The 15757-nt window shown below is 37.2% G+C and carries 16 protein-coding genes; 14 read left to right on the top strand and 2 right to left on the bottom strand.

Annotated elements, in window-relative coordinates:
* Positions 1 to 8: 8 nt before the first annotated feature.
* The 10 genes from pyrE (at position 9) to panB (GGR10_RS01600) (ending at position 7579) form a co-directional block, all read left to right on the top strand.
* A complete protein-coding gene (pyrE, locus tag GGR10_RS01645) occupies positions 9 to 587 on the top strand; it encodes an orotate phosphoribosyltransferase (RefSeq protein ID WP_182479608.1) in 579 nt (192 codons plus the stop codon).
* A 98-nt stretch (positions 588 to 685) separates the two neighbouring features.
* The gene (locus GGR10_RS01640) at positions 686 to 1276 is read left to right on the top strand and encodes a DUF2062 domain-containing protein (protein ID WP_182479607.1); all 591 of its coding nucleotides are present in this window, start codon (positions 686 to 688) and stop codon (positions 1274 to 1276) included.
* Positions 1273 to 1674 carry a holo-ACP synthase gene (acpS, locus tag GGR10_RS01635; protein WP_182479606.1) on the top strand — a complete coding sequence of 134 codons (402 nt, stop codon included), beginning with the start codon at positions 1273 to 1275 and terminating at the stop codon, positions 1672 to 1674. Before GGR10_RS01640 ends, acpS begins: the two co-directional genes overlap by 4 nt.
* Positions 1675 to 1755: 81 nt before the next feature.
* Positions 1756 to 2538, top strand: a complete 783-nt coding sequence (gene lepB / locus GGR10_RS01630; RefSeq protein WP_182479748.1) for a signal peptidase I — start codon at positions 1756 to 1758, stop codon at positions 2536 to 2538.
* 9 nt (positions 2539 to 2547) lie between these two features.
* A complete protein-coding gene (gene rnc / locus GGR10_RS01625) occupies positions 2548 to 3255 on the top strand; it encodes a ribonuclease III (protein ID WP_034990062.1) in 708 nt (235 codons plus the stop codon).
* On the top strand, positions 3248 to 4153 hold the full coding sequence (gene era, locus GGR10_RS01620; protein ID WP_078689562.1) for a GTPase Era: 906 nt from the start codon (positions 3248 to 3250) through the stop codon (positions 4151 to 4153). Before rnc ends, era begins: the two co-directional genes overlap by 8 nt.
* A gap of 1 nt (position 4154) precedes the next feature.
* A complete protein-coding gene (recO, locus tag GGR10_RS01615) occupies positions 4155 to 4901 on the top strand; it encodes a DNA repair protein RecO (protein ID WP_182479605.1) in 747 nt (248 codons plus the stop codon).
* A 26-nt stretch (positions 4902 to 4927) separates the two neighbouring features.
* Positions 4928 to 5773, top strand: a complete 846-nt coding sequence (panC, locus tag GGR10_RS01610; protein ID WP_182479604.1) for a pantoate--beta-alanine ligase — start codon at positions 4928 to 4930, stop codon at positions 5771 to 5773.
* An 11-nt stretch (positions 5774 to 5784) separates the two neighbouring features.
* Positions 5785 to 6612 carry a 3-methyl-2-oxobutanoate hydroxymethyltransferase gene (panB, locus tag GGR10_RS01605; protein ID WP_182479603.1) on the top strand — a complete coding sequence of 276 codons (828 nt, stop codon included), beginning with the start codon at positions 5785 to 5787 and terminating at the stop codon, positions 6610 to 6612.
* Positions 6613 to 6763: 151 nt separating this feature from the next.
* Complete coding sequence (panB, locus tag GGR10_RS01600; RefSeq protein WP_182479602.1) at positions 6764 to 7579, top strand: 3-methyl-2-oxobutanoate hydroxymethyltransferase; 816 nt, start codon at positions 6764 to 6766, stop codon at positions 7577 to 7579.
* Between the two features lie 472 nt (positions 7580 to 8051).
* On the opposite strand, the gene GGR10_RS01595 is transcribed toward panB (GGR10_RS01600), so the two are convergent.
* Together GGR10_RS01595 and ygfZ are read right to left on the bottom strand one after the other, a co-directional pair.
* Positions 8052 to 8666, bottom strand: coding sequence for a YfbR-like 5'-deoxynucleotidase (locus GGR10_RS01595; RefSeq protein ID WP_182479601.1), 615 nt, complete (start codon positions 8664 to 8666; stop codon positions 8052 to 8054).
* Positions 8666 to 9532, bottom strand: a complete 867-nt coding sequence (ygfZ, locus tag GGR10_RS01590; protein ID WP_182479600.1) for a CAF17-like 4Fe-4S cluster assembly/insertion protein YgfZ — start codon at positions 9530 to 9532, stop codon at positions 8666 to 8668. The genes GGR10_RS01595 and ygfZ overlap by 1 nt, the downstream gene beginning before the upstream one ends.
* Before the next feature lie 64 nt (positions 9533 to 9596).
* Here ygfZ and GGR10_RS01585 point away from each other — a divergent pair, with 64 nt between their 5' ends.
* The 4 genes from GGR10_RS01585 (at position 9597) to GGR10_RS01570 (ending at position 15720) form a co-directional block, all read left to right on the top strand.
* Positions 9597 to 10925: a dihydroorotase gene (locus GGR10_RS01585; RefSeq protein ID WP_182479747.1), complete on the top strand. Its 1329-nt coding sequence runs from the start codon at positions 9597 to 9599 to the stop codon at positions 10923 to 10925.
* Positions 10926 to 11488: 563 nt separating this feature from the next.
* Complete coding sequence (gene cysS, locus GGR10_RS01580) at positions 11489 to 12997, top strand: cysteine--tRNA ligase (protein ID WP_182479599.1); 1509 nt, start codon at positions 11489 to 11491, stop codon at positions 12995 to 12997.
* Positions 12998 to 13040: 43 nt separating this feature from the next.
* Entirely contained in the window at positions 13041 to 13712 is a 672-nt protein-coding gene (locus GGR10_RS01575) for a DUF421 domain-containing protein (RefSeq protein ID WP_010703550.1), read from the top strand.
* A 121-nt stretch (positions 13713 to 13833) separates the two neighbouring features.
* Positions 13834 to 15720, top strand: coding sequence for an ABCB family ABC transporter ATP-binding protein/permease (locus GGR10_RS01570; RefSeq protein ID WP_182479598.1), 1887 nt, complete (start codon positions 13834 to 13836; stop codon positions 15718 to 15720).
* The last annotated feature ends 37 nt before the right edge of the window (positions 15721 to 15757 follow it).

The raw sequence follows: 15757 nt of genomic DNA, 5'->3' as shown, positions 1-15757 counted from the left end.
ATTTTGCAATGAATACACAAGATGTAATTGATATTTTTAAACAGGCAGATGCGATTCTAGAAGGGCATTTTATTTTAACATCAGGTCGCCATAGTGCTACTTATATGCAGAAGGCGAAAGTATTCATGCATGCTGATCTAACCGAAAAACTATGCTGTGGGTTAGCTCAAAAAATTAGGGAGCGTGTTGAAGGAAAAATTGATTATGTAGTTGGTCCTGCAATTGGTGGTCTTATTCCTTCTTATGAAACTTCACGTCACCTTGGTGTACCTTCTATTTGGGTAGAGCGTGAAAATGGCATATTTCAGCTGCGTCGTTTTGAAATCGAAAAAGGGGCAAGAGTTGTAATTATCGAAGATATTGTGACAACTGGTCTTTCTATTCGTGAGACGATTGAAGCTTTAATTAAAGTGAAAGCTAATGTTGTGGCAAGTGCATGTATCCTTGATCGTTCTGGTGGTAAAGTTGATGTTGGAGTTCCGTTAATTACGCTTGCAGAATATGAAGTGGCATCTTATGCTGCTGATGCACTACCTCCTGAGCTTGCTTGTCTTCCTGCAATTAAGCCAGGAAGTCGCAATATCTAACCATTTTAAAATATGCTCTGTTTTGTGCAAAAACTTCATTGAAATTAATTTGAATAACAAAGATTGTTTTGTACAAATAGTATGTGTATGAGTATCTTATGCTTTTTCATCATCGAAAATTAGTAGATTTTGGAGAGCGTATTCGGCTTTGGTTTTGGTCGCGTCGCTCATTTTGTTATATGCGCAAGCGTATTTTGCGCATATCAGAAACGCCACATAAAGTAGCGTTGGGGTTAGCTATTGGCATTTTTTCAGCTTGCTCACCCTTCTTTGGATTGCATATTATTTTGGCACTATTTTTTTCTTGGATTTTACGCGGTAATTTTACTGCAGCAATTATTGGGACCGTTTTTTCGAATCCGCTAACATTTTTGCCTATTGTTATGATTGATTATAAGATAGGTTATCTATTTTTATCACTTTTTGGAAATGTGGGTAAAATTTCTCTTTCCCAAATTCGTACTATATTTAGTAACTTGACGTTTTCGAAGGTATGGATAATTTTTGGGAATACGTGGGATTCTATTATGCTACCAATGATTTTGGGTGGCATTCTTTTAGGTTTTGTCTTTGGAGGTTTGTCTTATATAGGTGTTTACAAGGCAATGGGTCGTTTCCAGCAAAGAAGATATCAGAAGATGATGCAAAGAGTACATTTGCGGCAAGAAAATTCAAGTAATGTTTTATGATTATAGGTCTTGGCAGTGATATAGTTGATATAAGGCGAATTGAGAAAATGCTGGTTCGTTATGGTGACTATTTTATCCAACGCATTTTTACAGATGTTGAACAGGCCAAATCTGAAAATGTCCAAAAAGGTTCTTTTTCTTATGCTAAAAGATTTGCCGCTAAAGAGGCATGTGCTAAAGCTTTAGGGACAGGTATTGCCTGTGGTGTTAGCTGGAAAGACATGGAGGTCGTTAATTTACCGTCGGGAAAACCGACTATGCAATTAACAAATTGCGCGCAGTTGCAATTACAAAAGTTATTACCTCCTCACCATAATGCTTTCATTCATCTCAGTATAACAGATGATTTTCCTTGGGCGCAGGCAGTTGTTATTATAGAAGCACTTCCACGTGGATAGACAGGGGAAGAGATTGTGCTTTTGTTATTTGAGCATTATGATGAAAAATGAATTTTATTTGTAATGAGAAGGCAGTGTATGATGAGTCAAAAAGAAAAAGTACAAAAAAAGAAAGAGAAAGGTGGAGTCTTTGAATTGATTTCTGTTCTCATTCAGGCTCTATTTTTGGCTGCTCTTATTCGCACGCTTTTTTTTCAACCCTTTACAATTCCTTCTGGTTCTATGCGTCCTACTTTACTTGTGGGGGATTATCTTTTTGTTTCCAAATATGCATATGGATATTCTCGTTTTTCCCTTCCTTTTTCTCCTCCTGTTTTTTCAGGACGTATTTGGGCATCTCAACCTAAACGAGGGGATGTTGTAGTATTTCGTTTACCTAGCAATCCAAGTGTTGATTATATTAAACGCGTCGTTGGATTACCGGGTGATTATGTTCAGGTTCGTCAAGGCGTTCTTTATATTAATGATAAAGCTGTTTCACGCCAATTAATGGGGCAGATTGATGATGCTGACGTAACAGAGCTCAACCGCCCTGTGGATGTTTATCGTGAGACACTGTCTAATGGTGTAAGTTACAATACGCTTGATTTAGGTTTTTTTCCACAGGTTGATAATACAAAAGTTTTTGAGGTTCCTCCAGGGCATTATTTTATGATGGGTGATAACCGTCATAATTCAGATGATAGCCGTTTGGGTGTAGGTTATGTTCCAGAAGAAAATCTTATTGGTCGAGCAAATTTAATCTTTTTCTCTATAAGTAATGGTTCAAGTGCATGGCAGATTTGGCGCTGGCCGTTTGATGTGCGCTGGGCACGTTTGTTTTCTTTTGTTAATACTATTCACTATTTTCCACTGACTAAGTAGGGTCTAATGATGAAGCGTCACATCATTGATCAGCTTGAAAAGCTGACGGGGCATCGCTTTAAGAATGAAGATAGATTAAAAAGAGCATTGACACATTCTAGTGTTCAAGGGTTGGCGGAAGGTAATTATGAGCGGTTGGAATTTCTAGGTGATCGCGTTCTTGGGCTTTTGGTTGCGGAGATGTTGTATCAATTTTTTCCACACGCTAGTGAAGGTGAATTATCGGTACGTTTAAATGGCTTAGTGAATACGCAAACATGCGCTGAGATTGCACTAGAAATGGGTTTGCCTGATATGATTCATGTTGGTTTTGAAATGAAAAACTTAGAGAATCGTCGGGTAGCTAATATGTATGCTGATGTCATTGAAGCGTTAATTGCTGTAATGTACCTTGATGGGGAGTTGGAGTGTGTACGGTCTTTCATCCGAAAATATTGGCAAGATCGTGCAAGGAAGATGGATGCCGGTAGGCGTGATGCCAAAACAGAGTTGCAAGAATGGGCTCATACACAAGATGGTGCGCAGCCGCAATATCGGGTTGTAAAGCGCTATGGACCAGATCATGATCCCATTTTTATGGTTGAAGTAAAAGTTTTTGGTTTTGCACCTGAGATTGGGCAAGGCAGTTCTAAACGACATGCTGAAAGAGTAGCTGCTGAAAAAATTTTACGACGTGAAGGTGTATGGCAATCAATAGAGAAAAGTGATCATGAATGATGTTATCAAAACACGCTGTGGTTTTGTTGCGCTCATTGGGGTGCCCAATGCTGGTAAGTCGACATTAGTTAATCAGTTGGTTGGAACAAAAGTTTCAATTGTAACCCATAAGGTGCAAACAACACGAACTTTGGTACGTGGTATTGTTATTTATGAGAATACTCAAATTGTTCTCATTGATACCCCAGGTGTTTTTCGTCCTCATAAGCGGTTAGAGCATGCTATGGTTTCTGCTGCTTGGGGCGGTGCTAGAGGTGCTGATATCCTGTTAATTTTAATTGATGTTCAAAATGGTCTTTCAGACGAAGTTGATGCAATGTTGAATGTTCTAGAAAATATTAAACAGGATAAAATTCTTGTTCTTAATAAGATTGATACAGTTGCAAGAACATCTCTTTTAGCATTAACCGCTAAAATTAATGAACGAATGAAGTTTTTGCAAACATTTATGATTTCAGCTTTAAATGGTTCGGGTTGTAAGGATTTACTTCATTATCTAAGTACAATGATGCAAGAGGGGCCATGGTACTATTCAGAAGATCAAGTTTCGGATATGCCTATGCGTCAACTTGCTGCTGAAATTACGCGTGAAAAACTTTTTCTTCGTCTCCATGAAGAAATTCCTTATTCCTCTACAGTTGAAACAGAAAATTGGGAGGAACGTCCAGATGGATCAGTTAAAATTAATCAGGTTATCTATGTAGAGCGTGATAGTCAGAAAAAAATTGTTTTAGGAGCGGGAGGTGATACAATTAAAGCGATTGGTCAAGCAGCACGTAAGGAATTAATGGAAATCATGGAACAAAAAGTTCACCTTTTTCTTTTTGTGAAAGTGCGTGATAATTGGAGTACTAATCCAGAGCGCTACCAAGAAATGGGATTAGATTTTTTAAAATAAAATGAGATGGAAAGAACAGGCTATCATCCTTGGTACACGTCAGCATGGTGAAACGAGCGTTATTCTTGAAATTATGACACGTCAGCATGGTCGCTATATGGGAATGGTAAAGGGGGGGCGTTCTCGTAGTATGGCGGCTCTTCTTCAACCTGGAAATTTTGTTGAGGCTGAATGGTGGGCACGTTTGGATGAGCATTTGGGGTTATTTAAGCTTGAAGCGCTTGATTTACATGCTTCACGATTAATGCTCATACCAGAAGCGCTTTATACTTTGCAGTTGATGGCTTCTCATTTACGCCTTCTTCCCGAACGTGATCCTCACCCTATTTTATATGATATGTTGCATATTTTTATGCAGAATTTTGATGAATGGTTTGTTATCGCTGAATTACTTATACGTTTTGAAATGCGGCTTCTTAAAGAACTTGGATTTGGTCTTGATTTATCTTGTTGTGTTGTAACAGGTTGTCAGGAAAACCTTCATTATGTGTCGCCAAAATCAGGACGTGCTGTGAGTGAGGAAGCAGGGTACCTTTGGAGAGATAAACTTTTACCTCTACCGCAGTTTCTTATACAAAGATCCAGTCGTCCTATTGATTTTAATGATATGAGAAATGGGTTTGCTTTAACAAATTTTTTTTTAACACGCCATGTTTGGGAGCCAAGAAGGATACAACAACCGTCTGTTCGCGTTAATTTAATGAACTTATTTGAACGGCGATTTTGTGTGAAAGAGTCAATTTACTGATTTTATAAAATAGGTATAATTTAAATATGCAAATCTTAAAAACAATTGCTGAAGTACGGCAATGTATCGCAAAGGAGCAACGTTTAGGATTATCGATTGGTTTTGTTCCAACTATGGGAGCATTGCATAGTGGTCATATTGCTTTGGTGCAACAGGCAAAAGTAATGTGTGATCGAGTGTTAGTTTCTATTTTTGTTAATCCAAAGCAATTTGGACCTGATGAAGATTTTGATATGTATCCAAGAGATCTTGCGGGTGATTGTGCTTTGTTGAAAAAAACGGGTGTTGAATATGTTTTTGCACCTTCTACAGAAGAAATGTGGCCACTGGAAAATGAGACAGTTGTGAGGGTAGAAAAATTATCACGTGTTTTAATAGGAAAATTACGCCCAGGGCATTTTTGTGGTGTAACCAGTGTTGTTGCTAAGCTTTTTAATATTGTGCAGCCAGATAAGGCTTTTTTTGGGGAAAAAGATTTTCAACAGCTTCTCATTATTCGTCGTATGGTTAAGGACTTAGCTTTTCCTGTTGAAATTGTTGGTGTACCTATTTTACGTGATGCAGATGGTGTAGCCAGCTCTTCACGCAATCAGCTTTTAACATTAGAAGATCGCAAAGCTGCAAAAATTATTCCTGAAAGCGGTGAGGCTGTTGTAAGGCTTTATAGCCAAGGCGAACGATCAGTTAATAAATTGTGCAAAATTGCCCGTGATATTTTGCAACAAGAACCGCGTGCTATCATTGAGTCAATAGATTTAAGAGACATAGAAACTTTGTGCATGTTTAGAGGAAAACTGAATAAACCTGCTGTTTTATTACTATGCGTCCGCTTTGGTGAGGTTAGGCTTATTGATCAATATATTTTACAATAGGAAATACAACAATGACTTCATATAAAACTATAAATCGTATTACTGCTTCTGAAATACGCTCCAAAAAGGGTCAAGAGCCAATCGTTTCTTTAATGGTTTACCAGGCTTATAGTGCTCGAATTGCTGACCCATATTGCGACTTTCTTTTAGTGAGCGACAGCGTTGCTATGATTGTGCATGGGTTTGATACAACATTACCTGTTGATGTAGATATGATGATTTTGTACGGAAAAGCCGTTATGCGTGGTTCTCAAAGAGCGCTTGTGGTTGTTGATATGCCTTTTGGTTCTTATGAAGAAAGTCCACAACAGGCTTTTAGAAATGCGTCACGGATTATTGCAGAAACAGGGTGTGGTGCAGTCAAACTTGAAGGTGGTGTTCATATGGCTGAAACGGTTAGGTTTTTGCACAAACGTGGTATTCCAGTTATATGTCATATTGGTCTCATGCCACATGCAGTTCGTTTAGAGGGGTTTAAGGTACAAGGGCGCGATGAGAAGAGTTGGCTCCAGATTGAAGCTGATGCATTGGCAGTTGAAGAAGCAGGAGCTTTTGCTGTTATGGTGGAAGCGGTAGTAGAGCCATTAGCAATAAGGCTTACAGAAAAGCTCTCTATTCCTACTATTGGTGTTGGTGCGTCCAATCAGTGTGATGGGCAGATTTTGGTAATGGAGGATATGTTAGGCTATAATACTTGGTTAGGTTATGGTAGTTGGATGCCTAAATTTGTACGTCGGTATGGTTCTTTTGAGGAAGTAGTGGGTACAGCAGTCAAAAATTATGCAAATGATGTTAAGTCACGTGCTTTTCCAGCTGATACAGAGGTTTATAAGCATTAATTGGACTTTAAAAAATTCTATAAAAGCGTATTTGATGCTGAAATCACATATAAAAAGGCTTTTTTATGTATTTTTGCAGTTTTATTGCTGACTCTTAATTTTAGTGAAGTTAGACTTATTAATTAGTGTATTTTACGTATGGAAACTAAAAATGGATTCACATAAAGCTATAAAGCGTGTTTCTTCTTCTGAAATACGGTCGAAAAAGGGACAAGAACCAATTATTGCTCTAACAGCCTACCAGGCTTATAGCGCGCGGATTGCTGATCCATATTGTGATTTTCTTTTGGTTGGTGATAGCGTTGGTATGGTTGTGCATGGTTTTGATACAACACTGCCTGTTACTATGGATATGATGGTTTTACACGGACAAGCGGTCGTACGTGGTTCTCAAAAAGCGCTTGTAGTTGTTGATATGCCTTTTGGTTCTTATGAGAAAAGTCCACAGCAGGCTTTTGAGAATGCATCACGGATTATTGCAGAAACAGGGTGTGGTGCAGTCAAGCTTGAAGGTGGCATTTATATGGCTAAAACAATTGATTTTTTATGCCAGCGGGGTATCCCAGTTATGGGGCATGTTGGTCTTACACCACAAGCGGTAAATCGTTTTGGTAGTTTTAAGGTGCAAGGGCGCACTGAAAATGATCGGTTAAAGATTGAGGCTGACGCAACAGCGGTTGAAGAGGCAGGTGCTTTTGCTGTTGTATTAGAGGGGGTAGTAGAACCCTTAGCAGTGAAGATCACAAAAAATCTTTCTATTCCTACTATTGGTATTGGTGCATCCAATCAGTGTGATGGGCAAATCTTAGTGATGGAAGATATGTTAGGTTACGGGGCTTGGGTACCTAAATTTGTACGTCGTTATGGTGATTTTGAGCAAGCAATGGATACAGCAATTAAAAATTATGCGAATGATGTTAAGTCACGTGCTTTTCCATCTGATTCAGAAATTTATAAGCCCAAATAAAATTAAGTTTAAGAGAAAACCCTATAAAATATATTAGTTATATGCAGCGTAAGATAAAAGAAATTTTCTTAAGTGTGTTTTGCTTACACTAAATTTGAACTATTTTTCATATGACTATTCTGTTTATATCTCATTGATTAATGAGACCCTGAAATCTTTTTGTATATCTTAAAGTATTTGTAGCAAGGCATTGAGAATCAATGATATTTATTTTGTAAGGGTAAACTACAGATAATAGAAAAAACAAAGATTATGGATTAGGTAATCTATAAGTTAATAGAAATAAGAAGGAAAACAAATTCTGTTCTATTTATAAACCATATTCAAACAAGGTATGACTATAATAAGATAATATGTAATAAAAACTTGCGTAAGATATTTAATATTTATCCAACTGGTGAGGCTATAAGCTAAGATACTTTGCGTTTTATTCCCGTAAAAACAAAAGACAAGTGACTAAAAGATATGAATATTATCTTTGACTATCTATATCACGAAAGCGGGTTAAAAAGGCATTTTCAATTTGTTGTGTGGAATAGGGCTGCAAATTAAGTTTATCGGGTAAAACATTATTTGGAGAACCAAAATAACGCATGGCTTCTTTTGTACTAAAGCCAGCAAGAGTGATAGCTTCGTAGAAAGCAGCAATACGATCAGCTTGTTTGATTTTTTTTAATAGTTTGTGAGGTGGATTAACAGGTAAAGAAAAGCGTATGCAGATGGTATCTTGTATGCGTTTTTCGACAAGCTGATACTGTTTTCCTATAACAGCTTTAAAAGGTGAAATCATATCACCAATAACATATTCTGATGCATCATGGAGAAGAGCTAAAAGACATTCGTCATTGTGGGATTGTGGAAAGAGTATCTGAAATATTTGTTCCACTAAAAGTGAATGTTGCGCGACAGAATATGTATGTTCACCGTGTGTTTGGCCGTTCCAACGTGCAACACGAGAAAGGCCGTGTGCGATATCTTCAATTTCGATATCAAGAGGAGAAGGATTAAGTAAATCAAGCCGCCGACCAGAAAGCATTCTTTGCCAAGCACGTGCTGTTCCATCTTGTGATAATTCAGCTTTAGCCATTAGTTAGTTTCCACGCTACTTTCAGGAAAGCTGAAGTCCATATTTTCAGCAATACTTATTGTTACAGGAAGATTTTCTATTGTAAATGGAATATGTTTGTCCATAACATCTTTAACATGGTCAATACGCATTAAAGCTAATGCTTCATTTTCTACACATGTTCCTAATTCACCAAGTATTTTAGTGCCTGCTTGAATGGTGGATCCTGGTATTAATTTATGCTGACCTTTTACTATCAAAAAACGGCGACGAGCTGCTTTGCGGTGGTGCATTCGTGAAACAACTTCCTGTCCGATGTAACAACCTTTATTGAATGATAATCCACGGATTTGATCGTAATTAATATCATGAGGGAAGACTTTACCTATTTCATAGTCTTGCCCACTTTCTGCAATTGCATAGCGGATACGCATTCGGTTCCAATTATCATTATGTTCTGGAGCAAGAAACGGTATTTTCCCATAGACACGTACCATTTTTTCCTTTTGTGGAAATCGCTTATCAATAAAACTTGAATCAAAATCACAAATATTTATTTCATTTTGCCAAGAAACTGTAATAACTTTTTGTAATTGCTGTATAATTTCAACTTTTGTATGTAATTTATAAAGGGTAAGGCGTTGTTGAAAGGTATTAGCTAAAGGTGCAGCGATATCAATCATATAACCTTGGTCTATTTTACCGATTAGAAAATCAGCGATAACTTTTCCTTGTGGCGATAAAAGAGCACCAGGAAAGAGTTCTTGTGAGTTGATTTTTTCAACATCTGTTGTAATCAGGGTCTGTAGGAAACGTGTTGCTTCTTCACCTATAACTTTAATAATTCTGCGGTTTTTTAAGCTAATAGTGTTTTGTTTTTCGATCATGGTCCTTGCCTTTCTGCTCAGAGTTACATAATCGGTAAAGAGATGATATCTAAGGAGTATGGCTGTGTTTAAAACATTTGATACAATTTTTAAAGGTGCAACACTTGTTAATCATGATGGAAGTGGCAAACGTGATATTGGTGTCACAAATGGCCGTATTGCTGAAATTGGTGATTTGACGTGTGCATCTGCTAATGAGGTGATCGACTGTACAGGGCTTCATATTTTACCAGGTATCATTGATAGCCAGGTTCATTTTCGTGAACCAGGGCACGTACATAAGGAAGATCTAGAAAGTGGTTCTCGTTCTGCGGTTTTAGGGGGGGTTACAACGGTTTTTGAAATGCCTAATACAAATCCACTGACGATAACAGAAGAGATGTTGACTGATAAAGTTAAACGCGGATTTCATCGGATGCATTGTGATTTTGCGTTTTGGGTTGGGGGAACACGTGAAAATGCGCATGAATTGGCTGAATTAGAGAGACTTCCCGGAGCTGCTGGAATTAAAGTATTTATGGGGTCTTCTACAGGTAATCTTTTAGTTGATGATGATGAAGGTGTTCGTCTAATTTTGAAAAATACGCGTCGTCGCGCAGCTTTTCATTGTGAAGATGAGGAGCGGCTCAATGAACGTAAAGCGTTTTGCATTAAGGGAGATGTGTCATCACATCCAGTTTGGCGTGATGAAATTGCTGCTTTAAAATGTACACAACGCTTAATTAAAATTGCGCGTGAAATGGGTAAGCGTGTCCATATATTACATCTTTCTACAGCGGAAGAAGTTGATTTTCTGAAAAACCATAAAGATCTAGCAACGATTGAGGTAACGCAACATCATTTGACTTTGACTTCTGATGATTATCAAAGGCTTGGCACATTGATCCAGATGAATCCACCTATTCGTGAAAGCCACCACAGTAAAGGTCTTTGGTACGGTGTTCAGCAAGGTATCATTGATGTTTTAGGTTCAGATCACGCTCCTCATACGCTTGAAGAAAAGCATAAGTCTTATCCTCTTTCACCTTCGGGTATGACAGGTGTTCAAACCACAGCAGCAATTATGCTGACTCATGTGAATACGGGGAGGATATCTCTTGAACGCTTTGTTGATCTCACCTCGCATGGTCCTAGTCGGGTTTTTGGTATAAGCTGTAAAGGACGCATTGCAGTTGGATATGATGCTGACTTAACCATTATTGATCTTAAACGGGAAGAGATTATAACCAATGCACATATTGGTTCACGAGCAGGGTGGACACCTTATGATGGCAAAAAAGTTAAAGGTTGGCCAGTTGCGACAATTATTCGTGGAATGCGGGTTATGTGGGAAGGTGAAATTGTTACACCTTCGCAAGGTGAACCTGTTAAATTTATAGAAGCATTAGCATAATAAGACTCAAAGCTTGGTGTGTTGTTTGAATGATTGTCTTTTGCAAAAATACTATAATGATCATTATGCGCTTATCTGTTCAAACAATATTATCTTCCATTTATCATTTTATACTTGCGATTATAAGTCGTAACAATGTTATGCAGTGATTTGATTGTTATTATTGGAAGATAGGATGTTATGGGATTTCATCAAAATGTCAGAATATGGTATTTGAGTTTTATTCTGTTGCAGATGAAGTAAATAATATAACTGATATGTTGCCAAATATTCCAGATATTCTTGAAGCAGTATCATTTGCCAAGTGGAATGGTCTATTTATCCAATATCAAACTAATAAACAGCTTGATCTGTTTTGATTATTTTATGTACGTATTATGTATTTAGTATGTATTTATTAGTTATCGTTAATTAATATTTTTTGCATTATATGGATCAAATAGTTCAATGTTGGAAATAAAAATCCAATATCGCGATATTTTTTTCAAGCAGTGTTATTAGCTCATAATATGAGTAAGTTTTGCCGGAGCGACACAAAGTAATATCACTAACGGAGTATAATTATGGGAAATTTGCGGTTTTATAACACGCTTACACGCAAAAAAGAAAATTTTACACCGATTGATGCTGCTAAGGTACGTCTTTATGTTTGTGGTCCGACAGTTTATGATTATGCTCATATTGGTAATGCGCGTTCTGTAATTGTTTTTGATATTTTATTTCGTTTTTTACGTCATATTTATGGCGAGGACCACGTGATATATGCCCGTAATATTACGGATGTTGATGATAAGATTAATGCACGAGCAATCCATAAATACCCAGAGCTTGCATTAAATGACGCTATTCGTCAATTAACAGAATGTACATATGACCAATTTCAAAAGGATACAGAAGCGCTTGGTTGTTTATTACCAACCAGCCAGCCACGTGCAACCGATCATTTGGAAGAAATACGATCTTTGATTGAAAGACTTCTTGAAAGAGGACATGCTTATATAGCAGGAAATCATATATTATTTTCTATAAGCAGTATGGGGGAATATCCCCGTTATGGCGAATTTGCAAAACGATCGCTTGATGAAATGAGAGCAGACTCCCGTATAGATATTGCTATTTATAAAAAAGAGAAAATGGATTTTGTTTTATGGAAACCCTCTCAGGAATGGGAACCAGGTTGGCCATCGCCAGCAGGAATTCCTGGTTTAGGGCGCCCAGGTTGGCATATTGAATGCTCAGCAATGTCGATGGCAAAGCTGTTGGCTCCTTATGGTGGTGGTTTAAATTGTGATGATCCTGCAGCAAATGTTTTTGATATCCATGGTGGTGGTATTGATTTACTTTTTCCTCATCATGAAAATGAGATTGCACAAAGTTGTTCAGCTTTTGGAACTGAGCGAATGGCTAATTTCTGGATGCATAATGGTTTTTTGCAGGTTGAAGGCAAAAAAATGTCTAAAAGCCTTGGTAATTTTATCACTATTCGTTCTCTATTAGAAAGTGATTTTCTTGAATTTAATGATGCTTTGACAGATGAAATAAGACAAAACTGGGCAGGTTTGTCTATCCGTTTTTCAATGTTGCAAACTCATTATCGTGAACCGTTAAATTGGACAACTCATCGTTTAGTGCAATCTAGTAGCGAATTATATCGTTGGTATGAATTTCTTCGTTGTGAGAAATGTTGTTTGGATAATAATGAATCTATAGATGAGTCTTTAATCAATACATTAAGTGATGATCTTAATACTTCAAATGCATTTACTATTTTACGAAAATTTTATAAAGAAGGAAATGCTATAGCTCTTGCACGTGGTATGGATTTATTTGGGCTATTGCGCCAAGAGTGGGTTCAAGAAATAGAATGCCCGCTTTTTGTTAGAAAGACATACCTTGATTTAAAATTTATTGATCAGCGCATTGCCGAAAGGCTACGACTTATCCATAATAAAGAGTGGGAAGCTGCGGATAAAATTCGTGATGAGCTTGCAGTAGGGGGGATCTCATTAAAAGATGAAAAAGACCCGCAGACTGGTGAGCGTATTACTACGTGGGAAATAAAACGACAATAATTCCTTATGTTCCAGCAGCTCTCATAAAAAAGGAGAGAGTTTGATGGAATTTTTATGCTTTTATGGATATATCGCACTTAAGTTAGTTGTGGGTCTTACCGCTTTTTTGTTAATTTTAAGAACAACAGGTCGTGGTAATCTCAGTCAAATGACGCCAGTTGATTTGGTGAGTAATTTTGTAATGGGGGGCATTATTGGGGGGGTTATTTATAATCCGAGTATTAGTAGTATCCAATTATTGCTTGTTTTATTTATTTGGCAAACCTTGATCACATTTCTTAATTTTTTTGCACGGCATTCAGTTTTTTTTCACCGGCTTATTGCGGGAGGGAATGTTATATTAGTTTCAGATGGTGTATTTCAAATAGATGAAATTAAGCGTTTGCGCATTAGTATAAGTGATCTAATTACCATGTTGCGTATTAAAGGCTGTAGTTTACATGAGGCAGCTTTTGTTCGTTTGGAAACCAATGGTGATTTTTCTGTAATTAAGAAGGAAGAAGGTAAAAAATCTACCATTGTGATACAAAATGGTGAAATTCTGGAAGAAGGCCTTAAAGCAATTAATAAATCAAAAACGTGGCTTAAAGCAGAATTGAAAAAAAAGCATGTGAAAGTAGAAGATTTATTCGTAGCAGAATGGTACGAAAATACAGATAAAAACGATAAATCTTATAGCGGATTGTTTCTTGTTCCTTTGTCGAAAATGGTCTAACCTTAAATTTAAAGCATATAGGTTATTCAGAGGTGAAGGAAAGGTAATAAATAATCTATGGAGGACAGTTTAGAAATTATTTTTTACATGTTTATGAATAATAAAAGAAATTAAAGGCTTTATGAAACAGAATGAAATAGTAAAAACCGTTTCGGTAGATTCAGACCAAACTCTACGCACCCTTTATAATTTGTGGCCTTATATGTGGCCATCAGCCAGGTCTGATCTGAAAATGCGTGTGGTATGGGCAATATTTTATCTTATTTTGTCCAAACTTATTCTCATATCTGTGCCGTATTTTTTTAAATATGCTACAAATGCGCTTGATCTAAACTTTTTTCAAGTATTTACAAGGTCTTCATCCATTTGGGTGGTGCCTATTATGCTGGTTCTGGCATATAATTTTGCACGCATCGTTCAAGTTGGATTAAACCAGTTACGTGATTCTCTTTTTGCAACTGTTGGTCAATACGCTATTCGTCAATTGGCATATAAGACTTTTGTTCATATTCACGAATTGTCTTTGCGCTTCCATTTAGAGCGGCGAACTGGTGGTCTTTCTCGCGTGATTGATCGTGGCACAAAGGGGATTGAGGCCCTTGTTCGATTTTCAATTCTTAATACAGCGCCGACCATTTTAGAATTTGTTTTAACAGCGTTTGTACTTTTGATAAATTATGGGTGGCGTTATTTTCTTGTCGTTGTTGTGATAGTTGGTTTGTATACTTGGTTTACGATCAAGGCGAGTGATTGGCGCATTAGTATTCGGCAAGAAATGAATACGGCTGATACTGAAGCAAATACACGGGCAGTTGATTCTCTTTTGAATTTTGAAACAGTCAAATATTTTGGCAATGAAGCTTTGGAAGCAAGTCGATTTGATTCTTCTATGGCAGGATATGAAAAAGCTGCAACAAAAATCTGGACATCTCTAAGCTGGCTTAATTTTGGTCAAGCTCTTATTTTTGGTATTGGAATGACAATCCTGATGTTAATGTCAGCTTATGAAGTTTTGCATATGACACAAACTTTAGGGGACTTTGTTTTTATTAATGCGCTTTTAATACAGCTTTCCATTCCGTTGAATTTTATTGGCTCGATTTATCGTGAGGTTCGGCAGAGTTTAAGTGATATTGAAGCTATGTTTGATCTTTTAGATGTTCAGCAGGAAATTGTTGATAAACCAGATGCTAAACCGTTGGTGGTAAGCAATGGTACTATTCGGTTTAATCAGGTGAAATTTTCCTATGATTCCGATCGTTCAATTCTCAAAGATATCGATTTTGAAATTCCTGGAGGTAAAACAGTTGCAATTGTTGGGCCATCAGGTGCTGGTAAGTCAACGATCTCCCGATTGCTTTTTCGATTTTATGATGTTGACTCAGGGTCGATAACAATTGACGGACAGGATATTCGTGATGTAACTCAAAAAAGTTTACGTGAAGCGATCGGTATGGTGCCGCAAGATACAGTTTTATTTAATGATACGATTGCATATAATATTCGTTATGGACGCCCTAGTGCAACAGATGAAGAGATGCACAAGGCTGCTGAAATGGCACAGATATTAAAATTTATTGAAATGCTTCCAGAGGGCTTTCAATCCATAGTAGGTGAACGAGGTCTTAAATTATCTGGTGGTGAGAAACAACGTGTGGCAATTGCGCGGACACTTTTAAAAGCACCTCCACTTCTTATTTTGGATGAAGCAACTGCGGCTCTTGATACAACGACAGAACAAGAAATTCAGCGCGCATTGGATATTATAAGCCGTGGTCGTACAACATTAATTATTGCTCATCGCCTTTCTACTGTTATTAATGCTGATGAAATTTTGGTATTAAAAAATGGCCGTATTATTGAGAAGGGAAGTCACGCTGATCTTTTAAGCAAGAAAGGTTTATATGCTTCTATGTGGAATAAACAGCTTGAAGCTTCACAGGCTGAAGAAAAATTACGTAAAATACGTGAAGAAGATGAACTAGGCGTTGTTAATCGTAAGAAATGATCTACATGGAAATCATATCTAGTTTTGTATAAAATAA

Origin of the sequence: Bartonella chomelii, assembly GCF_014138465.1 — a bacterium.
Classification (GTDB): domain Bacteria; phylum Pseudomonadota; class Alphaproteobacteria; order Rhizobiales; family Rhizobiaceae; genus Bartonella; species Bartonella schoenbuchensis.
Note: the sequence above shows the minus strand (reverse complement) of the source record. Positions and strands in the feature narration are given on the sequence as shown.